Below are 20,786 nucleotides of genomic sequence, written 5' to 3'. Positions count from 1 at the left end.
CTCATTCCCGTGCGAAGGCTTGCGTGATCGCCGTCTCGCCCAGCCGGGCAAGGCAGGCGGCAACCGTTTCGTTGTCGCGCCTTGCGCCGCCGGCCAGCGCGGCAACGCGACCGAGGCCGCGCGCGGCTTCATATCGTGGGCTGTATCGGGGCGGAAGGGCCTTCGCCGTCCCGTCAACGACAAGTCCGGCTTTGTTTTCGTCGCCCACCAGCGTCAGCGCCGCTGCTGCCGGGTGCGCGCAGCCCTTGGCGCAGCCCGAAATATGCAGGGTGAACGAGCCGTCGAGAAAACCGGTATGGTCGGCGGCGATTGTTTCCGCGATCCCCCGCGTCGACAGATGACCGGACGCGCAGGCCGGCGTGCCGGGGCAGGCCGCGATATGGGTGCGCGGGTCGCTCGCTTCGGTGACGAAGCCGAGCGCGCCTGCGGCCTGTCGCAGTTCGGCACCGGCTTGCCTTGTCAGGCCAAGGAACAACAATGTGCGCTGTGGCGACGGGCGGATCTCGCTGGCACCGCGCGCGACTGCCTCGGCTGCGAGCCTTGCGATTGCCTGGGCCGGCATCGAACCGAAGGGCAGGGCGATGCCGAGAACTTCGGCCGAATTGGTGAGCGGGAAAATTCCAATGGGAAATGAATCGCTTGAGAGGGGCTTTTCAGAAGGTGATTCAATGACACCTTCGGGCGCGACGGCACTCCGCTCCGTGAGCTGTTCCGTATCCAGGTCCCGCGCTCGACCTTCGCGGCCCAGTGTGGCGATTGCCTTAAGAATCGCCATGGTCAGGTCGCTGGCTCGCGCTTCGTCGAACAGGCCCAGCGGTCGCGCTGTGGTCGCCGTGCCGCCAATCGAGAGATGCCAGCTTACGCTACCATCGCGACGAACCGCGACCAGCCGCACATCGGCTAGAATCGCGTCAAGGCTGATCAACCCGCCACCATCCACGACAACGGACACTTTTGGCCCGAGCTTGCCGGCAAGGCCGGCCTCGTAGATCGCGGCGCGGATCGCCTCGGCCAAGGCGCGCGGGTCGGCTGTTTCGCTCAAGTCCAGGCCGGCCAGAGGCCCGGTCTCGACCGGTACGCCGGTGCGCACGGCGATGCCCAGCGCATTCACTTCCGCGGCCAGCACCGCCGCGCTTGTCGCCGTCAACCCACGAATCTGGATCGAGCCGCGCGCCGTCACCTCCATGATGCCGTTGCCGTGGCGTGAGGCCGATTCGCAGAGTCCGATCAGGGCTTTGGAAGCGAGTCCTCCAGCAACGGGGTTGAGCCGCACCAAAAGCCCGTCGCCGGTCTGCATCGGCGCCGTCAGGGCGGGGCAGGCGCCCCGGCGTCGGGCGGCATTCATTCGGCTGCCTCGCTGCGGCCAGCCTCGGCGATCAATGCCGCGAGGTCGTCGTCGACCGAATTGCGCAGCGGGTGCCACAGTCCGCGCCGTCTTGCCGAGGCGAGGCGTTCGGCGATGAATTTCGCGGCTGCCGGGTTCTCGCGCAACAGGAAGGCGCGCACAGTCTCGTCGCCCAGATAGGCATCGTGCACGGCGCCGATCAGATTGCCTGCAATGGCTTGGGTGGTTTCGGCGAAGCCGACGAGCCTGTCGACCGTCTCGGCGAATTCCGAGGCGCCGCGCGGGCCGTGCCGCATCTGTCCCTCGATGAAGCGCCGGTTGACGGCGCGTGCCCGCACCACACGCGTCACCGCTTCTGACACCGAACGCGGCTTCGGCTTCGCCGGGTCAGTGGTGTCGAGTACGATAACGTCGGCCTTGCCGCCAAGCGCTGCGACAGCCGCCGCGAAGCCGCCAATGAAGGCGACGTCGGCGGAACCCTCGAGGATGTCGCGGCCGGGATCGTCGCCGGTATGCACGAGAAGATCAGCCTCCGCGATACGGCCGGCAAAGGCACCGGGCGCAGCTGCCCCTTCGCCTTCGGCGCCGCCATAGGCGTGCGAGGCTGCATCGAGATAGGCGCGGCCAAGCTCTTCGCGGCTTTGCCATTCGCCGCTGGCCAGCATGGCTTCCAGGCCGGCGCCGTAGGTGCCGGGCGAAGAACCGAAGATGCGTGGCTCGACCCGCCCTGCGGCACGCGTGGCGGCGGCGAGCGGATTTTCGGTGTCGTCCTCGTCTCGCTGGGCAACGGCGCGCGCGGCGGCGTCGATGAGCGCGATCTGGGTTGGGAACATGTCGCGGAACAGGCCTGATATGCGCCAGGTGACGTCGACACGCGGCCGCCCAAGTGCCGCCGGCGGCAGTACTTCGATGCCGGTGATACGGCCGGTGGCGGCATCCCATTGCGGGCGGCAGCCCATCAGCGCCAGGCCCTGGGCAATCTCCTCACCGCCGGTGCGCAGCGAGGCGGAACCCCAGAGATCGATGACCAGAGCGCGCGGCCAGTCACCATGGCTTTGCATGAAACTGACCACGATCTCGTCGGCAGCGGCCTTGCCGAGATCAAAGGCGGTCGGCGTCGGCATGGTGCGCGGATCTGCGGTGAACAGGTTGCGCCCGGTGGGCAGCACGTCGGTGCGGCCACGCGCCGGCGCGCCCGCCGGCCCTGCGGTGATGTGGCGGCCGTCGAGCGCGGCCAGCAGGGTGGCTTTTTCATTGATCGCGCTTTGCAGGCGCAGTGCGTTGGCCTCGCCATCCGGCGCGCGGCCATAGATATGCAAGCCGTCCTTGACCGCGAAATCCTTGACGTCGCACAGCCAGGCGTCGATGCGACGCAGCGCTTCATCTGGCGCGTCGGTCCTGGCGACGCCGGCTTCCGAGGCAAGGCCGGTCTTGGAGGCAGTCTCCACGATCAGCTTCGCCAGCCGGTCGCGACGGCGGCGGTCGAGCCCATCGGCCTGCGCATATTCGTCGACCAGCCGCTCCAGTTCCTGCTGGCTTTCGTCCAGGCCCGCGCCGGTCAACGGCGGCGGCAGATGGCCGAGGGTGACGGCGGCGATGCGGCGCTTGGCCTGTGCGGCCTCGCCCGGATTGGAGACGATGAAAGGATAGATGACCGGCAGCGCGCCAGTGACGATCTCGGGGAAGCAATTCTGCCCAAGCGCCACCGTCTTGCCGGGCAGCCATTCCAGCGTTCCATGGGCGCCGACATGGACGATCGCCTGCACGCCGAGCGATTGCTGCAGCCACAGGCCGAAAGCGACCAGTTCGTGGCGCGGCGGCAGCGTCGGGTCATGATAGTCGGCGCGCCGGTCCGCCGAGCGGCCACGATCCGGCGCCAGCGCCACGGTGACGTTGCCGAAGGTGGCCGCACGGAAGGGGAAGCGGGACGATGCCGCCGGCTCGCCCCAGGCTTCGACCACTATCCGGCGTGCCTCGTCCGGCAGATGTTCGGACAGTATTGCGTAGTCTTCCAGCGAAAGCCCTTCGCAGTTCCGTTCGAGAAGATCGAGCAGCACGCGCGGCGATTGCGGAATCTTCTCAACCGCGTAACCGGCCTCCTTAAGGTCGTGCAGCATGGCAAGCACGGAGGAAGGCACATCCAGACCGACGGCATAGCCGGTGCGCCCCGGTGCGCTCGGATAGTCCGGGATCAGGATGGCAAGGCGGCGTTCGCTCGCCGGTGTCTTTTGCAGCCGGATATGGGCGGCGATGCGGTTGGCGACGCTTTCGACACGATCGGGTTCCGGCCGGTTGGCGAAGGCGCGGAAGGCAAGAGCGGCATTCGCCTCGACCTCGGCCTTGAAGGAGACGGCGCCGGCGAGGATGCGGCCATCCAGCTCCGGCAGCACGACATGCATGGCAAGGTCGGCGGGCGCTAGCCCGCGCTGATTGGTTTCCCAGGCGTCACGGCGCGTGGTGGCGACGATGATCTGGAACACCGGCACGCCGGCACGGTCGAACAGCGTCTCGGTGCCGGGTTCCGCGCCGGAAGCAAAGGCGGTGGCGGTGACGATCGCCGCCGGCTTTAGCTCGCCGAACGCGGTCTCGACAAAATCGAGCGAGGTCTTGTCCTTCAAGCTGGAAACGAAGATCGGCACCGCGGCGATGCCGCGTGCCTGCAACGCTTCAGCCAAAGCATCGATAGGCGCGGCGTCGGCCGCCAGCAGCATCGAGCGGTAGAACAGGATCGGGACAACGGGGTTGTTTCCTTCTCCCCGTTCACGGGGAGAAGGTGCCCCGAAGGGGCGGATGAGGGGCGGCTCCTGCCCGTCCTTCAGACCCCCCTGCTGGGATATTCTCCCCGTGAACGGGAAGAAGGAAGCCAATCCATCCGCCACACCAATGCCCGGTTGATAAAAACCAGCCTTCGGCACTTCGACCGGCTGGGTTGCGACGACGTTCCGGCCGCAAAGCCCGGCCAGGCGTCGCACGAGCGCCGTCATGTTGGCTGCGCCGCCCTGGCGGAAATAGGAAAGCAGCGCCGCCAGCTCATCCGCGGGCAAGGTGGAGGCCTCGGTGAGCCGCAGGTCTTCATCGTGCGATTCGCCGGGCAGCAGCGCCAGCTTGATGCCCTTGGCACCCGCCACCGCGGCGAGCTGGTCGCAGCCGTAGCGCCACCAGTCGTGACCGCCGAGGATGCGCACCAGGATCACCTTGGCGTGTTGGGCCACGCTGTCGATCCACAGATCGACCGACATCGGGTGGCGCAGATCCCGCAACGCCGCCAGCCGCATCGAAGGCAGGTTGCCGGCATCCGCCTGCCAGGCCGATGCCAGTCCGGCCAGATCGCTGTCGGTGAACGACAGCGCCACCATCTCCGCCGGCTGCTGGCGCAGGTCGACTGGCTCGGCGATGTCGTCGAGCGAGGCGGAGGTGGTGGTCAGGATGTGCAAGTCTTACCCCACCAGAATACGTTCGATGGCCGGGCGGTCGAGGCCCTTCAGACCGATCACCACCAGCCGCGAGCGGCGGTCGTCGCTAGCGGTCCATGCGCGGTCGTAATAGTGGTTCACGCGCGGGCCGACCGCCTGCAGCAGGAGCCGCATCGGCTTGGCGTCGACTTCGACGAAGCCCTTCACACGCAGCACGTTTTCCTTCTCTGCGGCGTCGGCGACGCGGCGGGCCAGTTCGTCCGGATTGGCGATCGAGGGTATCTCGACGACGAAGCTATCGAAGTCGTCATGCTCGTGGTCGCCCATGCCGTCGTGATGGCTCTTGCGGTTCTCGATGTCGTCCTCGACCGCCAGGCCGAGACCGAGCAGCACGGAAGGATCGACCTTGCCCTGGGCGGTCGGCACCACCTTGACGGCGCGTGCGACGTGCTCGTCCAGCACGGCATTGGCTTTTGCCGTGCCAGCGGCGTCCATCAGGTCGCTCTTGGAAAGGATGATCAGGTCCGCGCAGGCGACCTGATCCTCGAACACCTCTTCGACCGGATCGTCATGGTCGAGCGAATCGTCCGCCACGCGCTGGGCGGCGAGCGCGTCCATGTCGGCGGCGACACGGCCTTCGGCCAGTGCCGGGCCGTCGACCACGGCGATAACGCCGTCGACGGTGACGCGGTTCTTCACGGTCGGCCACTGGAAGGCCTGCACGAGCGGCTTCGGCAGAGCGAGACCCGAGGTCTCGATCAGGATATGGTCGACCTTCGGCGTGCGCGACAGGATCTGGTCGAGCGCCGGCACGAAATCGTCGGCTACGGTGCAGCAGATGCAGCCATTGGCGAGCTCGACGATGTTTTCCTCCGGGCAGGTGTCGATGCCGCAGCCCTTGAGGATTTCGCCGTCAACGCCGACGTCGCCGAACTCGTTGACGATCAGCGCCAGCCGCTTGCCCTTGGCGTTTTCGAGGATATGGCGGATCAGCGTCGTCTTGCCGGCGCCGAGGAAGCCGGTGACGACGGTGCAGGGCACGCGGGAAACGGAAGCGGTCATGTCTAGTCCTTCAGCATGGTAAGGGGAGGGATGCGCGCGATCAGGCCGCGCTTCAGCGAATCAGGGCGGCCGCGCCATGGGATGAGGCCGTCCTCGGAGGTGACGAAAAGTTCTGCGCCGGCGACGAGGTCGGGGCCGCTTTCGGCGGTCAGGTCGCCGAAGACATAGCTCCAGCAGCCGTCGCGCAACAAGGCGGCGGAGAGCCGGCGCTTGCAGTTGCCGAGACATTCGACGGTGCGGACTTCGATGTTCCGGTTATCCTCGGCGGCGGTGCGAGTAGCCTCGGCCAGCAGCGCGCCGGCACGTGGACGCGCGTCCGAGCCGGTCTCGTCGCGGCACGAGGAACAGACGATGATGGTGACGGGCGCGGTGTCGGCGTCTGCCGCAACACCCGCCGTCTCAGCCGAAAAACTGCCGTTGCGATCCAAATCGGACTCCTTGCCCGGGACACCCGCCAGGCGTTGGGGTTTTGGTCGGACGGCAGGTCTCCTGGCTCGCGGGTCGTCGCCTCGGTGCCGCCTTCCCGGGAAATCCCAGTGGCTATCGGCCTTGGCTCGTCGCTCACAGTTGCGGGGACAGCCGCGGAGTTGAGGTTTTTGAACCTCGCACCGCATTCCCTCTTCGCTCCTCCCGGTGAAGAGAGGAGACCGTCTTTGCCGGATTTAGGCTTGGGCGGGCCGTGCTGTCAACGCATGGTTACGGCGGATGACGTCGCATGCGTGGCCATGCCAGTCCGGCGCCGATCTGGCGATCAAACCACGACGCATTCGCGATTGCGCCGTTCGATGTGTAGATTGGCGGCCAGGAAGTCGATGAAAAGCCGCGTTTTGGCGAGCGGCAGGCGAGCGGCCGGCCAGATGACATGAACCGGGACCGCCGGTTGTTCAAACGCTTCGAGGATCACCTCGATTGCGCCGCTGTCGACGAGATCCTGCACTTGCCAAAGCGGTACGCGGCCGATGCCAAGACCGACAGCGACGGCGGAATGGCTCGCCGCGGCGTTGTCGAGATGCAGCCGTCCGCTCACCTTGACGGTCATCGGTCTGCCGCCATCCTGAAATTGCCATGCACCAGCGTCACGGTCGGTGTTGCGGAAAACGCATTGATGTTCCGCCAATTCACGCGGATGCCGTGGCCTGCCATATTTGTCGAAATAGGACGGAGCGCCGAAGACCACACGGCGCATGACACCGAGCCGGAGCGCCTTCAAGTCCGAATCCGGCAGCTCGCCAATGCGGATGGCAAGGTCGAGCCCTTCCTGGGCAAGATCGACGAAGCGGTTCGAGAGGCTGAGTTCGACCTCCACCTTGGGGTGCATTTCCATGAAGCGCGCGACGATGGGGATGAGATAGCTTGGCCCGAACAATTCCGGCCCGCCGATCTTGAGCAGCCCGGAAGGTTCGGCGCTGCGATTGCCTGCCTCGGCCCTGGCCTCGGCAATCTCCGAAAGTGCCGGTTTCACGCGGCGGTAGAAATCATATCCGGCTTCCGTGGGCTGCGCCTTGTGCGTGGTGCGGCGCACGAGCTCAACGCCAACGCTTTTTTCAAGAGCTGCCAGCGAACGGCTGACCGCCTGCAACGAGCGGCCGAGATGCCGGGCAGCGGCTGAAAGATTTCCGCGTTCCACGATTGCCAGGAACGCTTCGACATCACCAAACCGATCCATACCGTTCTCCGATTTTCGAGAGACGGTATCACGAATTGGCCCTCTACCAACCGAAGGGCGAGAGACCGATGTTTCAGGACATGCGGATCCAATATGGAAGGAAAACGGGATGTCCGATGTGAACAGGAAAACCGTGCTCGTGGTTGGCGCTTCCGGCCGCAGCGGCGGCTATGTCGCTGCCGAGCTTGCCCGGCGTGGCGTCATCGTGCGGGCGTTGGTGCGCAACGAGGCTGCCGCACATTCGGCGCGGAACAATGGCGCTTCCGAAATCGTGGACGGTGACCTGCGCGATGCCGAAAGCCTCGACGCTGCGCTCAGGGGTGTCCATGGCGTCTACTATGTCGGTCCACCTTTCGTAGCGGACGAACCGGCACTCGGCATCGCCATGGTGCATGCGGCGAAACGGGCAGGGGTGGGCAAGTTCGTGTTTTCTTCGGTCATTCATCCGGCCAACGGACTGGCCAACCACGCCAGCAAATTGCCCGTCGAAGAGGCGCTGCTGCGCTCCAATCTCGACTACACCATTCTTTACCCCGCAACACTGTTCCAGAACATCGCGCCGGCGTGGCGAGCCATTGTCCGGGACAGTATGTTCGTCGAACCCTTTTCGAACACTGCGCGGCTGGCGCGGGTCGACTATCGCGATGTCGCCGAAGTGGCTGCCGAGGCTCTGACGGATGACCGGCTTGCCTATGGCTCCTTCGAGCTCGCCGCAGACGGTATGTACAACCGCGTCGAGATCGCCGCGATGATGAGCGCCGTGCTCGGACGCTCGATCGAGGCGGTGGAACGCAGTTTCGAGGAGTGGGCAGCTGTCGCCAGGCCGCCCTTTGAGGGGGAAGCGCTGCAGCAACTCGCGCGCGTGTTCGAATCCTATTCGGCCTTTGGTTCTGCGGGAAACAGCCTGACGCTGCGTACCATCCTCGGACGCGAACCACGCACGTTGCGCCAGTATTTCGAAGAGCTTGCTGCCGCCGAGCCTGGCGAGCCGATGCGGGCTTGAACGGGCTGTTTATTCCATCACCACGTTCGTCCTCTGGCCCTGCCGAAGTTGCCTCTTGCCGGGGTTCGTCTGCTATCGTCTGATGCTATCTGAGGATAGCAACATGGCGGAGCCGTCCGGCTCGGCCGCATCGGAGAGGAGAAGGTAATGGCGGTTCAGAAGGTGGCGGTGGTGACTGCCGGCGGCAGCGGCATGGGCGCGGCGGCGGCGCGCAAGCTGGCAGCGGACGGCTACAAGGTCGCGATCCTGTCCTCCTCCGGCAAGGGCGAGGCATTGGCCAAGGAACTGGGCGGCGTCGGCGTCACCGGCTCGAACCAGTCCAATGACGATCTCAAGCGGCTGGTCGACCTCGCCGTTTCGACCTGGGGCCGTATCGACGTGCTGGTCAACAGCGCCGGCCATGGCCCGCGCGCGCAGATCCTCGAGATCAGCGACGATGACTGGCACAAGGGCCTCGACACCTATCTGATGAACGTCATCCGCCCGACGCGGCTGGTTGCGCCGGTGATGCAGAGGCAAAAGGCCGGCACCATCATCAACATCTCGACTGCCTGGACATTCGAGCCGAGCCCGATGTTTCCGACGTCGGCGGTCTTCAGGGCCGGACTTGCTTCCTTTACCAAGATCTTCGTCGAGGCCTATTCCGGCGACAACATCCGCATGAACAATGTGCTGCCGGGCTGGATCGACAGCCTGCCGGCGACCGAAGAGCGGCGCGACAGCGTGCCCTTGAAGCGCTACGGCACCAGCGAGGAAATCGCCGCTACCATCGCCTTCCTGGCCTCGGATGCCGCGGCATATATCACCGGCCAGAACATCCGCGTCGACGGCGGCGTGACACGCTCGGTGTAGTGGTGGCTGAACTTTCCATCGACGCGATCACCGCAGCCGTGGCGATTCTTCAAAGCGGCGATCGTTGCGCGGGAAAGTTGGAGCTTCAGCGGCTATGGAACGACGGCTTCGAGACCGATCCTTATCGCCGCTGTATCATCGCGCATTTTCTGGCCGATACAGAAGAAGATGTGGCCATGGAGCTTGCCTGGGACATCGCCGCTCTTGAGGCGGCGACAGGGAGGGCGGAGGGGGACGCGGATCCGCTGGCGCCGGCGCTTGCGAGCTTTCTTCCTTCGCTCCATCTCAATGTGGGGGATGCGTATCGCCGAATCGGGAATCTTGAACAAGCCAGGTTTCATGCGAAAGCCGGCCTAAGGCGGGCCAGTGTTCTTGAGGAGAACGGCTACGGTTCCATGATCAAGACCGGACTGGACAGGCTCCACATGCGAACCGAGGCGGACTGATCGTCTAAATTTTGCGGTGCGGTGGGATATCCGCCGGCGAGAATGCAACTGAAACGCTATGCGACTTGTAGGATCCGGTCGACCGTTGCTTGAAGAGGACCGCTGGAATCGATTTCGTGGTCGGCGGACTCCCGAAGCAGCGGCTCGATCAGCTCGATCAGTTCGGCGATCTTGCGGCGCTCCTCCGCCACACCGCCGTAGCCACTCGACATGCGTGCCGACACGCGCTGCATGATCGTATCGATCGGCGCCGAAAGCAGAATCACGGTGTCGATCAGCGGGAAAAGCTCTCCCATGTTCTCAGCGCAGCCGCTGATGAAGAGCATGCCTTCACGCGGTTCGGAAAGCAGGGCCCGGACCTTGTCCAGCTGCCACACCCAATCCTTGCCATCTCCGGGTGTCAGCGTGTCGTCCGAGGCGGCGTCGATCCAGTGCGACCATTCGGGCGTGTCGAGATCGCAGGCGGCATAGCCACGCGCGCTAAGCTCTCCGATCGTCGCTGACTTTCCAGTTCCGGACATGCCGGTGATCAACACGCGCTTCATATTTCTTCTCGAGGATATCGGTGGGTGGGTTGACGTCGGCACTACGCTTCAAGCCGCTTCTTCATGTAGACCGTCGTGCCTTCCATATAGGCTTCGCGTCCGGTGATGATGTAGCCGAGCCGCTCATAGAGGGCGATGTTGGCCTCGAAGGCGGCATTGGTCAGCAATTGGATTTCCTTGCGGCCGGCCTCAACCGCCATCTCCTCGGCGTAGCGAAGCAGCGTCTTGCCGAACCCTTTGCCCTGATGGGCGGGCAGCACGCAGACATTCTCGATCCACAAATGATCGTCTTCCAGCGTCGTCTCAATTAGTCCGGCAACCTTAGGACCTTCATGGAGAAGGGTGAATTGGTGCTTCCGCAGCACCTCATCGTAGTCAGCCTTCATCGGGCTTGGCTCGCGGCCGATCACGGGAATCCACTTCGAATAGGCCGCGCGCACGATGTCGCGAACCAGCGCGACATCGTCCATCGTCGCTGCCCGGAATTGCAAAGCGGGTTCGTGCGGCATTCGGGTATTCTCTCCTCAGGCGGCTTTGGCCATTCCTGCCACATCGGCCAGGGCAGGGCCGAGATCGCCGGCCGGCGTGACCTCGATGCGTTCCAGGCCGAGCCAGCCCTGCATCTGCTTCAATTCCTCGAACAGTGCCTCGGCGGTGTTGGCCGGCGCGTGCGGCTCGGCATAGGCGGCATGCACGCGCAGCACACCGGCTGGCCGATCCGCCTTCACGTCGATGCGGCCGACGATCTTCTCTTCATGGAGGAAAGGCAGCACGTAATAGCCGTATTGCCGCTTTTCGGCCGGCGTGTAGATCTCGATGCGATAGCGGAAGTCGAACAGGTTCTCGGCGCGGCTGCGCTCGAACACCAACGGATCGAACGGAGCGAGCAGCGCGCGCGCTTCCACCTTGCGCGGCTGGCGGGCGTCCTTGTGCAGATAGGCCGGTTTGTCCCAACCCTCGACGCGCACCGGGATCAGTTCGCCGTCCTCGACCAGTTCCTCCAGCCGCGCCTTTGTGTCCTCCGGGGCAAGGCGGAAATAATCGCGCAGGCAGGCATAGGTGGCGACGCCATGAGCGCGGGCAGACATGCGCAACAGTTCGCGGTGCGCGTCCTCGGGCGAGGGGACGGGCAGGTCGCGCACGGCCTGTGGCAGCACGCGCTCGGGCAGGTCGTAGAGGCGCTCGAAGCCGCGGCGCGAATGGGTGGTGATGCGGCCGGCCCAGAACAGCCATTCGAAGGCATGCTTGGCCGCGCTCCAGCCCCACCAGCCGCCATTGCCCTTGTGGCCTTCGATTTCCGAGGCGGCGATCGGTCCGCGCGTTTCGACCTCGCGAAAGATCTCGTCGATGAGGTTGGCGTTCTGGCAGCCCCATTTGGCAAGGCCGGTATACATTTCCTCGCCGCGTTCGGCTCGCTCCATGCGCCAGCGCATCAAGGGATAGGTCTCGATCGGCAAGAGCGAGGCCTCGTGCGCCCAATATTCGAACAGCGCGCGCTTGCGGCCCGGCGCCATGGCTTCGTCGAGCAGCGACATCGGATAGGCGCCGAGGCGCGAATAGAGCGGCATGTAGTGGGCGCGCACCACCGCGCTGACAGAATCAATCTGCAACAGACCGGTGCGGGAAAGCACGCGGCCGAGATGGCGGCGGTCGGGCGTGGTACTTGGTCGCGGGTCGGCGAAACCCTGCGCCGCCAGGGCGATGCGACGCGCGGTCTTGAGCGAGATCTTGTCTTTCATCCTGACGGCATTCTGGCGGTTCGAGCTGGCCGCCAAGGGCGGCGATTCCACCCATGCTAGCAGGGTTTCGGCGCCAATCCTGTCAGGAGAGAAAAGTGGAGTAAAAAGTGAAGGAAATCAAATAGGAGCCGATCGGACCAGTTTTCCCGGATCAAGCGTCCACAGCCGCATTTTGGACAAGGTTTGACTTGCTTCGCCGGGAGCGCTGCGCTAACCGTCGCCGCATTGCAGCATGGGCCCCGTAAAACGGTTTAGCCGTTGAACACGCGCGCTTCCGCCCTAAGGTCTTGTGCTGTATCAGGTGGATAAGCCACCAACGGAAAGTCGCAGCATGAACGCACTCCTCAGTTCGTATCTGCCCATCGTCCTCTTCATCGGTGTGGCGCTGATCGTCGGCCTTGCCCTTATCGTGGCGCCTTTCCTTGTCGCCTACCGCAATCCCGACCCGGAAAAGCTGTCGGCTTACGAATGCGGTTTCAATTCCTTCGACGACGCCCGCATGAAGTTCGACATCCGCTTCTATCTGGTGTCGATCCTGTTCATCATCTTTGACCTGGAAGTGGCCTTCCTGTTCCCCTGGGCGGTGTCATTCGGTCAGATCGGCATGCTCGGCTTCTGGTCGATGATGGTTTTCCTGGGTGTGCTGACCATCGGCTTTGCTTATGAATGGAAGAAAGGAGCGCTGGAATGGGATTGAACGACAATTCCGGCACGCTCGTCGCGCCGCGGCCGAAGGGCATTCTCGACCCGAACACGGGCAAGCCGCTCGGGTCCAACGATCCCTTTTTCCTCGAGATCAACAATGAGCTCGCCGACAAGGGTTTCCTGGTCACCTCCAGCGAGGCGCTGATCACCTGGGCGCGCACCGGCTCGCTCATGTACATGACCTTCGGCCTGGCCTGCTGCGCGGTGGAGATGATCCACAGCGCCATGCCGCGCTATGACAGCGAGCGTTTCGGCATCGCGCCGCGCGCGTCTCCGCGCCAGTCCGACGTGATGATCGTCGCCGGCACGCTGACCAACAAGATGGCGCCCGCGCTGCGCAAGGTCTACGACCAGATGCCGGAGCCGCGCTACGTCATCTCGATGGGCTCCTGCGCCAATGGCGGCGGCTATTATCACTATTCCTATTCGGTGGTGCGCGGTTGCGACCGCGTGGTGCCGGTCGACATCTATGTGCCTGGCTGCCCGCCGACCGCCGAGGCGCTGCTCTACGGCCTGCTTCTTCTGCAGAAGAAGATCCGCCGCACCGGCACCATCGAGCGGTGATCGATCATGAGTGAAGCCCTCAACGACCTTGCCGCCCATATCAAGGACAAGCTCGGCGCCACGGTGACCGACAGCGTGATCGCCTATGGCGAGCTGACCGTGACGGTCAACGCCGCCGACGTCGTCAAGGCGGCGACCTTCCTGCGCGACGACACCAAGTGCCAGTTCATCTCGTTCATCGACGTGTCCGGTGCCGATTACCCGTCGCGGGCACAACGCTTCGACGTTGTCTATCACCTGCTTTCGCCGAAGCAGAACCTGCGCGTGCGCCTGAAGGTCCTTGCCGACGAGGAGACGATGGTACCGTCGGTCACCGGCGTGTGGCCGGGTGCCGACTGGTTCGAGCGCGAGACCTACGATCTCTACGGCGTTCTGTTCTCCGGCCATCCGGACCTGCGCCGCATCCTCACCGACTACGGGTTCGAGGGCCATCCGCTGCGCAAGGATTTTCCGCTCACCGGTTTCGTCGAGGTTCGCTACGACGACGAAGCCAAGCGGGTGATCTACGAGCCGGTCGAGCTCAAGCAGGAATTCCGCAATTTTGACTTTTTGTCTCCCTGGGAAGGCACGGACTACGTGCTGCCGGGTGATGAAAAAGCCAAGACGAACTGAGGCGCCCCATGGCCGAGACCTCCGTCCGCAATTTCAACATCAACTTCGGTCCGCAGCATCCGGCCGCGCACGGCGTTCTGCGCCTCGTGCTGGAGCTGGACGGTGAAGTGGTCGACCGCGTCGATCCGCATATCGGCCTGCTTCATCGCGGCACCGAGAAGCTGATCGAGCAGAAGACCTATCTGCAGGCCGTGCCCTATCTCGACCGGCTCGACTATTGCGCGCCGATGAACCAGGAGCATGCCTTCGCGCTCGCCGCCGAGAAGCTGCTCGGTATCGAAGTGCCGAAGCGCGGCCAGCTGATCCGCGTGCTGTTTTCCGAAATCGGCCGCATCATGTCGCACATCCTCAATGTGACGACGCAGGCCATGGACGTTGGCGCGCTCACCCCGCCGCTGTGGGGCTTCGTCGAGCGCGAGAAGCTGATGGTGTTCTATGAACGCGCCTCCGGCTCGCGCATGCATGCCGCCTATTTCCGTCCGGGCGGCGTGCATCAGGACCTGCCGACCAAGCTGATCGAAGACATCGGCAAGTGGATCGACCCGTTCCTGAAGTCGATCGACGACCTTGACGCGCTGCTCACCCCCAACCGCATCTTCAAGCAGCGCAACGCCGACATTGGCGTGGTGTCGCTGGCCGATGCCTGGGCCTGGGGTTTCTCCGGCGTGATGGTGCGTGGCTCGGGCGCTGCGTGGGACCTGCGCAAGTCGCAGCCCTACGAGTGCTATTCGGAGCTCGACTTCGATATTCCGATCGGCAAGAACGGCGACTGCTACGACCGCTACCTCATCCGCATGGAAGAGATGCGCCAGTCGGCCAGGATCATGCGCCAGTGTATCGACCTTCTGCTCGGCAAGGAAAGCACCGGTCCGGTGTCGAATGTCGACGGCAAGGTGGTGCCACCGAAGCGTGGCGAGATGAAGCGCTCGATGGAAGCGCTCATCCATCACTTCAAGCTTTACACCGAAGGTTATCGCGTGCCGGCCGGCGAGGTCTATGCGGCCGTCGAAGCGCCCAAGGGCGAGTTCGGCGTCTACCTGGTCTCCGACGGCACCAACAAACCCTACCGCTGCAAGCTGCGCGCGCCCGGTTTCGCGCATCTGCAGGCCATGGATTTCCTGTGTCGCGGCCACATGCTGGCCGATGTCACCGCCATCCTCGGCTCCCTCGACATCGTGTTTGGTGAGGTCGATCGCTAAATGTCAGTCCGTCGTCTCGCAGATGCCAGCGTCCAGCCAGCTTCCTTCGCCTTCAACAGGGCGAATGCGGCGTCGGCCAAGAAGTGGATCGCCAAATATCCGAAGGGCCGCGAGCAGTCGGCGATCATCCCGCTCCTGATGATTGCGCAGGAGCAGGAAGGCTGGGTCACCAAGGCCGCGATCGAATCGATCTGCGAGATGCTGGGCATGCCCTTCATTCGCGGGCTGGAAGTCGCCACCTTCTACACGCAGTATCAGCTGAAGCCGGTCGGCACGCGTGCCCACATCCAAGTTTGCGGCACCACGCCCTGCATGCTGCGCGGCTCGGAAGAGCTGATGGACGTCTGCCGTTCCAAGATCCATCACGACCAGTTCCACACCAATGAAACCGGCACGCTGTCGTGGGAAGAGGTCGAATGCCTCGGCGCTTGCGTCAACGCGCCGATGGTCATGATCTTCAAGGATACCTATGAGGATCTGACGCCGGAACGTCTGGCCGAGATCATCGACGCCTTCGAAGCGGGCAAGGGCGCGGATGTGCCGGTCGGCCCGCAGAACGGCCGTATATTCTCGGCGCCGATCAGCGGCTTCTCCGCGCTGGCTGACGAGAAGGCCATCCTCAAGACGACACGCGACAAGGAAGCCAAGGCGGCCGCGAAAGCCGCCAAGGAAGCACCGGCCGTTGCCGCCGAGCCAGCCAAGGTGGCCGAGCCGGCGAAGGTCGCAGCCGTGCCGAAGGCTCCCGCCAAGGCGAAGGCCGAAGCAAAGCCCGTCGCGAAGAAGACCGAGGCTGCGGCTGCGGCACCGAAAAAAGCAGCCGCGCCGGCCAAGCCCTCGCTCGATCACAAGGATCGGCCGAAGGGCATCGAGAAGCCGACTGCGGTGGACGACCTCCAGCTCATCTCCGGCGTCGGGCCGAAGATCGAGGCGACGCTGCATGAATTGGGTATCTTCACCTACGCCCAGGTCGCGTCCTGGAAGAAGGCCGAACGCGTATGGGTCGACGGCTATCTTGCCTTCCACGGCCGCATCGAGCGCGAGGATTGGGTGAAGCAGGCCAAGGCGCTCGCCAAGGGCGGGGTCGAGGAATACATCCGCGTGTTCGGCAAGAAACCGGTCTGAGGGACGATCAATGCTTCAGGACAAGGACCGCATCTTCACCAACATCTATGGTCGCTTCGACCAGTCGCTGGCCGGCGCGATGTCGCGCGGCGCCTGGGATGGAACCAAGGGCCTGATCGAGAAAGGCCGTGACTGGATCATCAACGAGATGAAGGCGTCGGGCCTGCGCGGTCGCGGCGGCGCCGGCTTCCCGACGGGTCTCAAATGGTCGTTCATGCCCAAGCAGAGTGATGGCCGGCCGAGCTATCTGGTCGTCAACGCCGACGAATCCGAGCCCGGCACCTGCAAGGACCGCGATATCCTGCGCCATGACCCGCACACGCTGGTCGAAGGCTGCCTGCTTGCCGGCTTCGCCATGGGCGCGGTCGCCGCCTACATCTATGTGCGCGGCGAGTTTATCCGCGAGCGCGAGGCGCTGCAGCGCGCCATCGACGAGGCCTACGAGGCCAAGCTGATCGGCAAGGGCAACAAGAACGGCTACGATTTCGACATCTACGTCCATCACGGCGCCGGCGCCTATATCTGCGGCGAGGAAACCGCGCTGCTCGAAAGCCTGGAAGGCAAGAAAGGCCAGCCGCGCCTGAAGCCGCCATTCCCGGCCAATGTCGGCCTCTATGGCTGCCCGACCACGGTCAACAACGTCGAATCGATCGCGGTGGCGCCGACCATCCTGCGTCGCGGCGCTGCCTGGTTTTCGTCCATCGGCCGTCCCAACAATGTCGGCACCAAGCTGTTCATGCTGGTCGGCCACGTCAACACGCCGTGCACCGTCGAAGAAGCGATGGGCATCACCTTCCGCGAACTGGTGGAAAAGCACGGCGGCGGCGTCCGCGGCGGTTGGGACAATCTGCTGGCCGTCATCCCCGGCGGCGCGTCCTGCCCCGTGATCAAGGGCGAGGACATGGCCGATGCCATCATGGATTTCGACGGCATGCGCGAGAAGAAGTCGTCCTTCGGCACCGCCGCCGTCATCGTCATGGACAAGTCGACCGACGTCGTGAAGGCGATCGCCAGGCTCGCTTATTTCTTCAAGCACGAAAGCTGCGGCCAGTGCACGCCGTGCCGCGAGGGCACCGGCTGGATGTGGCGCGTCATGGAGCGGCTGGTGCGCGGCGAGGCGCAGAAGCGCGAGATCGACATGCTGCTCGACGTCACCAAGCAGATCGAGGGCCACACCATCTGTGCGCTGGGCGACGCGGCCGCATGGCCGATCCAGGGCCTGATCCGCAATTTCCGCCCGGAGATCGAGCGGCGCATCGACGAATTCACCCGCAATGCGCATCGCGCCGAGCCGGTTCTCGTCGCGGCAGAGTAACAAGACAATGAGAGAACAGGGGCGCAAGCCCTGCTGAACAGGAAACGGCAGCAAGAGCAGGGCATACGGAACGAAGCGGCTTAGGAGGCCATCGATGTTTCCCACCCCCGATCGCGAAGTGCCTGACGTGAACGATTTCGAGACCATGAACCAAGAGCTGACCAAATTGATGCCGCAGGAGATGGCCAACGCCGTCAATCTGTTCGCGCATCCGGTCGCCGGAGCCGCAGCGATGTCGGCGCTCGGCGTCGGCCTGGCCAGCCATGCCTTCGGACTGTGGGTTGGCGCGCTGACCGGCGCGGCCGAGGTTTCGCAACGCCTGCTGCAGCCGGTTCTGGACGATTTCCCGGGCAGTGTCGAAAGTTTTGCCGGCGAGGGCGCAGATACGGCCGCCAAGGCTCCCGCGGCGAGGGCACGCGCCACCACCAAAAAGCTGATCGCCGAAGCGCAGTCGGTTGCCGAGAAAATTGCCGAACCGATAGCCGAGCCTATCCAGGAAGCGCCACCCGCCGAGATCGCGGTTGCCGAAGTGCCGGCTCCCGTTGCGCCGACGGTCGCCGTGATGCCGGAGGATTTCCGCAAGCCGGCAGCTGTCGACAAGCCTGCGACGCCAGACGACCTCAAGGCGATCACCGGCATCGGCCCGAAGCTGGAAAAGGTGCTGAACGGCCAGGGCGTCTGGACCTATGCGCAGATCGCCGGCTGGACGTCGGCCGAGGTCGCCTGGGTTGACGACTATCTGGGCTTCAAGGGCCGCGTCGAACGCGACGGCTGGCTGATGCAAGCGGCGGCTCTGGCCGCCAAGACGAACGATTGAGCGAAGGGAGGCGACGGCGATGCAAGTCCATGACATGCGCGATGTGCTCGACGTTCGCGGCGCCGTCGTCACCAATTCGTGCTTCGACGACGTCAACATGTCGAACACGCAGTTTCACAACGTCAACCTGGCCAACGCCAGGGTGGAAGACGTCAATCTTTCCAATACGTTGTTCACCGATGTGAACATGAGCAACGTAAAGATCGAAAATGCGCAGATCGCCGGAATGGAGATCAACGGCGTCAGCGTCGTTGATCTGTTCGCGGCATATAAGACGGCGAAAGACGCCGGGAGCAATTGATGGCAAAGCTCAAGGTCGACGGCAAAGACATCGAGGTACCCGACCACTACACGCTGCTGCAGGCGGCGGAAGCGGCGGGCGCGGAAGTGCCGCGCTTCTGTTTCCATGAGCGGCTGTCGATCGCCGGCAACTGCCGCATGTGTCTCGTCGAGGTGAAGGGCGGCCCGCCCAAGCCGCAGGCTTCCTGCGCCATGGGCGTGCGCGACCTGCGCCCCGGCCCGAATGGCGAGCCGCCGGAAATGCTGACCAATTCGCCCATGGTCAAGAAGGCGCGCGAAGGCGTGATGGAGTTCCTGCTCATCAACCATCCGCTCGATTGCCCGATCTGCGACCAGGGCGGCGAGTGCGACCTGCAGGATCAGGCGATGGCCTTCGGTGTCGATTCCTCGCGCTTCCACGAAAACAAGCGCGCGGTCGAGGACAAATATATCGGCCCGCTGGTGAAGACGGTGATGAACCGCTGCATCCACTGCACGCGTTGCGTCCGCTTCACCACCGAAGTCGCCGGCATTTCCGAGCTCGGTCTGATCGGCCGCGGCGAGGATGCCGAGATCACCACCTATCTCGAACAGGCGATGACGTCGGAACTGCAGGGCAACGTCGTTGACCTCTGCCCGGTCGGCGCGCTGACCTCAAAGCCCTTCGCCTTTACGGCGCGGCCGTGGGAACTGACCAAGACCGAATCGATCGACGTCATGGACGCGGTCGGCTCGGCGATCCGCGTCGACAGCCGTGGGCGTGAGGTCATGCGCATCCTGCCGCGCGTCAACGAAGCGGTGAACGAGGAGTGGATTTCCGACAAGACCCGCTACATCTGGGACGGCCTGCGCACGCAGCGCCTCGACCGGCCCTATGTGCGCAAGAACGGCAAGCTGGCTCCCGCCAGTTGGGCCGAGGCGTTCGCAGCAGTGAAAGATGTCGTCGCCAAGGCTGCACCGGAGAAGATCGGCGCCATCGCCGGCGATCTGGCGGCTGTCGAGGAAATGTATGCGCTGAAGCAGCTCGTGCAGTCGCTGGGTTCCGCTGGCATCGACTGTCGCCAGGATGGCGCAGCGCTCGACCCGTCGCTCGGCCGGGCCAGCTACATCTTCAACCCGACCATCGAAGGCATCGAACACGCCGACGCCGTGCTGATCATCGGCACCAATCCGCGCTTCGAAGCTTCGGTGCTGAATGCTCGCATCCGCAAGCGCTGGCGCGCCGGCAATATGCCGGTCGGCGTGATCGGCGAGGTCGGCGACACACGCTACGACTATGAGGCGCTGGGCGCCGGTCCAGACACGCTGAAGGATCTGGCCGAGGGCAATGGCAAATTCTTCCAGGCGCTGAAGAAGGCCGAACACCCGCTCATCATCGTCGGCCAGGGTGCGCTGTCGCGTTCGGATGGCGCTGCCGTGCTCGGCCAGGCGGCCAAGCTGGCGCAGGCTGTCGGTGCCGTGAAGGATGGCTGGAACGGCTTTGCGGTGCTGCACACCGCGGCTGCCCGCGTCGGCGGCCTCGACATCGGCTTCGTGCCGGGCGAGGGCGGCAAGGACACCGCCGGCATCTTGAGCGACAGCGAAGTGCTGTTTCTGCTCGGCGCCGACGAACTCGATCTGGCGAAGGCTTCCGGTTTCGTCGTCTATATTGGCACGCATGGCGATGCCGGCGCCCACCGCGCCGATGTCATCTTGCCGGCGGCGGCCTACACTGAAAAGTCGGGCACCTACGTCAACACCGAAGGCCGGGTGCAGCAGACCAACCGCGCCGGTTTCGCGCCGGGCGATGCCCGCGAGGACTGGGCGATCCTGCGCGCATTGTCGGACGTGTTGGGCAAGAAGCTGCCGTTCGATTCGCTGGCGCAGCTCCGGCAGAAGCTCTATGGCGAGCATCCGCACCTTGCCCGCGTCGACCAGATCGCGGCAGGCGAAGCGGGCGACGTCACCAAGGTGGCAAAGCTCGGCGGCCGCCTCAACAAGGCGGCCTTCACCTCGCCGGTGAAGGACTTCTACATGACGAACCCGATCGCGCGGGCCTCCGCGGTCATGGCCGAATGCTCGGCGCTCGCGAAGAACGGCTTCAGGCAGGCAGCGGAATAAAC

At 64.4% G+C, this 20,786-nt stretch carries 20 protein-coding genes and 1 riboswitch; of the genes, 12 read left to right on the top strand and 8 right to left on the bottom strand.

Annotated features, from left to right (window positions below):
- Position 1 precedes the first annotated feature (1 nt).
- The 5 genes from cobG to QFZ88_RS04395 form a co-directional block, all read right to left on the bottom strand.
- Complete coding sequence (gene cobG, locus QFZ88_RS04415) at positions 2-1,345, bottom strand: precorrin-3B synthase (protein WP_024924555.1); 1,344 nt, start codon at positions 1,343-1,345, stop codon at positions 2-4.
- A complete protein-coding gene (gene cobN, locus QFZ88_RS04410) occupies positions 1,342-4,779 on the bottom strand; it encodes a cobaltochelatase subunit CobN (RefSeq protein ID WP_024924556.1) in 3,438 nt (1,145 codons plus the stop codon). The genes cobG and cobN overlap by 4 nt, the downstream gene beginning before the upstream one ends.
- A gap of 3 nt (positions 4,780-4,782) precedes the next feature.
- A complete protein-coding gene (cobW, locus tag QFZ88_RS04405; protein WP_024924557.1) occupies positions 4,783-5,820 on the bottom strand; it encodes a cobalamin biosynthesis protein CobW in 1,038 nt (345 codons plus the stop codon).
- Between the two features lie 2 nt (positions 5,821-5,822).
- Positions 5,823-6,248, bottom strand: coding sequence for a DUF1636 family protein (locus QFZ88_RS04400; protein WP_024924558.1), 426 nt, complete (start codon positions 6,246-6,248; stop codon positions 5,823-5,825).
- Positions 6,249-6,281: 33 nt separating this feature from the next.
- Positions 6,282-6,487, bottom strand: a riboswitch (cobalamin riboswitch).
- Positions 6,488-6,571: 84 nt separating this feature from the next.
- Entirely contained in the window at positions 6,572-7,486 is a 915-nt protein-coding gene (locus tag QFZ88_RS04395; RefSeq protein ID WP_024924559.1) for a LysR family transcriptional regulator, read from the bottom strand.
- 109 nt (positions 7,487-7,595) lie between these two features.
- On the opposite strand from QFZ88_RS04395, the gene QFZ88_RS04390 reads away from it, so the two are divergent.
- The 3 genes from QFZ88_RS04390 (at position 7,596) to QFZ88_RS04380 (ending at position 9,787) form a co-directional block, all read left to right on the top strand.
- Positions 7,596-8,489 carry an NmrA family NAD(P)-binding protein gene (locus QFZ88_RS04390; RefSeq protein WP_036255053.1) on the top strand — a complete coding sequence of 298 codons (894 nt, stop codon included), beginning with the start codon at positions 7,596-7,598 and terminating at the stop codon, positions 8,487-8,489.
- Between the two features lie 147 nt (positions 8,490-8,636).
- On the top strand, positions 8,637-9,341 hold the full coding sequence (locus QFZ88_RS04385; protein WP_024924561.1) for an SDR family oxidoreductase: 705 nt from the start codon (positions 8,637-8,639) through the stop codon (positions 9,339-9,341).
- Between the two features lie 2 nt (positions 9,342-9,343).
- Complete coding sequence (locus QFZ88_RS04380; protein ID WP_036255072.1) at positions 9,344-9,787, top strand: hypothetical protein; 444 nt, start codon at positions 9,344-9,346, stop codon at positions 9,785-9,787.
- 56 nt (positions 9,788-9,843) lie between these two features.
- On the opposite strand, the gene QFZ88_RS04375 is transcribed toward QFZ88_RS04380, so the two are convergent.
- From QFZ88_RS04375 to QFZ88_RS04365, 3 genes are read right to left on the bottom strand one after another with little or no spacing between them, the layout of a single operon-like run.
- A complete protein-coding gene (locus QFZ88_RS04375) occupies positions 9,844-10,332 on the bottom strand; it encodes a shikimate kinase (RefSeq protein WP_024924562.1) in 489 nt (162 codons plus the stop codon).
- A gap of 41 nt (positions 10,333-10,373) precedes the next feature.
- A complete protein-coding gene (locus QFZ88_RS04370; protein WP_024924563.1) occupies positions 10,374-10,841 on the bottom strand; it encodes a GNAT family N-acetyltransferase in 468 nt (155 codons plus the stop codon).
- 15 nt (positions 10,842-10,856) lie between these two features.
- Positions 10,857-12,071 (bottom strand): winged helix-turn-helix domain-containing protein, encoded by a 1,215-nt coding sequence (locus QFZ88_RS04365; RefSeq protein ID WP_024924564.1) that lies wholly within the window; start codon positions 12,069-12,071, stop codon positions 10,857-10,859.
- 331 nt (positions 12,072-12,402) lie between these two features.
- Between QFZ88_RS04365 and QFZ88_RS04360 the strand changes: the two genes are divergently transcribed.
- From QFZ88_RS04360 to nuoG, 9 genes are all read left to right on the top strand, one after another.
- The gene (locus tag QFZ88_RS04360; protein ID WP_024924565.1) at positions 12,403-12,768 is read left to right on the top strand and encodes an NADH-quinone oxidoreductase subunit A; all 366 of its coding nucleotides are present in this window, start codon (positions 12,403-12,405) and stop codon (positions 12,766-12,768) included.
- The gene (locus tag QFZ88_RS04355; RefSeq protein WP_024924566.1) at positions 12,759-13,340 is read left to right on the top strand and encodes a NuoB/complex I 20 kDa subunit family protein; all 582 of its coding nucleotides are present in this window, start codon (positions 12,759-12,761) and stop codon (positions 13,338-13,340) included. Before QFZ88_RS04360 ends, QFZ88_RS04355 begins: the two co-directional genes overlap by 10 nt.
- Positions 13,341-13,346: 6 nt before the next feature.
- Positions 13,347-13,952 carry an NADH-quinone oxidoreductase subunit C gene (locus QFZ88_RS04350; RefSeq protein ID WP_024924567.1) on the top strand — a complete coding sequence of 202 codons (606 nt, stop codon included), beginning with the start codon at positions 13,347-13,349 and terminating at the stop codon, positions 13,950-13,952.
- Positions 13,953-13,960: 8 nt separating this feature from the next.
- Entirely contained in the window at positions 13,961-15,151 is a 1,191-nt protein-coding gene (locus QFZ88_RS04345) for an NADH-quinone oxidoreductase subunit D (RefSeq protein WP_024924568.1), read from the top strand.
- Positions 15,152-16,273: an NADH-quinone oxidoreductase subunit NuoE gene (gene nuoE, locus QFZ88_RS04340; RefSeq protein ID WP_024924569.1), complete on the top strand. Its 1,122-nt coding sequence runs from the start codon at positions 15,152-15,154 to the stop codon at positions 16,271-16,273. It begins immediately after the preceding gene.
- Between the two features lie 10 nt (positions 16,274-16,283).
- Positions 16,284-17,588 carry an NADH-quinone oxidoreductase subunit NuoF gene (gene nuoF / locus QFZ88_RS04335; protein ID WP_024924570.1) on the top strand — a complete coding sequence of 435 codons (1,305 nt, stop codon included), beginning with the start codon at positions 16,284-16,286 and terminating at the stop codon, positions 17,586-17,588.
- A gap of 94 nt (positions 17,589-17,682) precedes the next feature.
- Positions 17,683-18,405 carry an NADH-ubiquinone dehydrogenase gene (locus tag QFZ88_RS04330; RefSeq protein WP_024924571.1) on the top strand — a complete coding sequence of 241 codons (723 nt, stop codon included), beginning with the start codon at positions 17,683-17,685 and terminating at the stop codon, positions 18,403-18,405.
- Between the two features lie 34 nt (positions 18,406-18,439).
- Positions 18,440-18,706 (top strand): pentapeptide repeat-containing protein, encoded by a 267-nt coding sequence (locus QFZ88_RS04325; RefSeq protein ID WP_244431118.1) that lies wholly within the window; start codon positions 18,440-18,442, stop codon positions 18,704-18,706.
- Positions 18,706-20,784, top strand: coding sequence for an NADH-quinone oxidoreductase subunit NuoG (gene nuoG / locus QFZ88_RS04320; protein WP_024924573.1), 2,079 nt, complete (start codon positions 18,706-18,708; stop codon positions 20,782-20,784). The genes QFZ88_RS04325 and nuoG overlap by 1 nt, the downstream gene beginning before the upstream one ends.
- The last annotated feature ends 2 nt before the right edge of the window (positions 20,785-20,786 follow it).

This window comes from Mesorhizobium sp. YL-MeA3-2017 (genome assembly GCF_030814575.1).
GTDB lineage: Bacteria > Pseudomonadota > Alphaproteobacteria > Rhizobiales > Rhizobiaceae > Mesorhizobium > Mesorhizobium terrae.
Note: the sequence above shows the minus strand (reverse complement) of the source record. Positions and strands in the feature narration are given on the sequence as shown.

Coding starts and splice junctions, on each gene's coding strand:
- QFZ88_RS04330 (WP_024924571.1), top strand. CDS start 17,683: ATGTTTCCCACCCCCGATCGCGAAGTGCCTGACGTGAACGATTTCGAG.
- cobW (WP_024924557.1), bottom strand. CDS start 5,820: ATGACCGCTTCCGTTTCCCGCGTGCCCTGCACCGTCGTCACCGGCTTC.
- QFZ88_RS04360 (WP_024924565.1), top strand. CDS start 12,403: ATGAACGCACTCCTCAGTTCGTATCTGCCCATCGTCCTCTTCATCGGT.
- QFZ88_RS04345 (WP_024924568.1), top strand. CDS start 13,961: ATGGCCGAGACCTCCGTCCGCAATTTCAACATCAACTTCGGTCCGCAG.
- QFZ88_RS04395 (WP_024924559.1), bottom strand. CDS start 7,486: ATGGATCGGTTTGGTGATGTCGAAGCGTTCCTGGCAATCGTGGAACGC.
- QFZ88_RS04370 (WP_024924563.1), bottom strand. CDS start 10,841: ATGCCGCACGAACCCGCTTTGCAATTCCGGGCAGCGACGATGGACGAT.
- QFZ88_RS04350 (WP_024924567.1), top strand. CDS start 13,347: ATGAGTGAAGCCCTCAACGACCTTGCCGCCCATATCAAGGACAAGCTC.
- QFZ88_RS04375 (WP_024924562.1), bottom strand. CDS start 10,332: ATGAAGCGCGTGTTGATCACCGGCATGTCCGGAACTGGAAAGTCAGCG.
- nuoE (WP_024924569.1), top strand. CDS start 15,152: ATGTCAGTCCGTCGTCTCGCAGATGCCAGCGTCCAGCCAGCTTCCTTC.
- cobG (WP_024924555.1), bottom strand. CDS start 1,345: ATGAATGCCGCCCGACGCCGGGGCGCCTGCCCCGCCCTGACGGCGCCG.
- nuoF (WP_024924570.1), top strand. CDS start 16,284: ATGCTTCAGGACAAGGACCGCATCTTCACCAACATCTATGGTCGCTTC.
- QFZ88_RS04355 (WP_024924566.1), top strand. CDS start 12,759: ATGGGATTGAACGACAATTCCGGCACGCTCGTCGCGCCGCGGCCGAAG.
- QFZ88_RS04390 (WP_036255053.1), top strand. CDS start 7,596: ATGTCCGATGTGAACAGGAAAACCGTGCTCGTGGTTGGCGCTTCCGGC.
- QFZ88_RS04325 (WP_244431118.1), top strand. CDS start 18,440: ATGCGCGATGTGCTCGACGTTCGCGGCGCCGTCGTCACCAATTCGTGC.
- nuoG (WP_024924573.1), top strand. CDS start 18,706: ATGGCAAAGCTCAAGGTCGACGGCAAAGACATCGAGGTACCCGACCAC.
- QFZ88_RS04385 (WP_024924561.1), top strand. CDS start 8,637: ATGGCGGTTCAGAAGGTGGCGGTGGTGACTGCCGGCGGCAGCGGCATG.
- QFZ88_RS04365 (WP_024924564.1), bottom strand. CDS start 12,071: ATGAAAGACAAGATCTCGCTCAAGACCGCGCGTCGCATCGCCCTGGCG.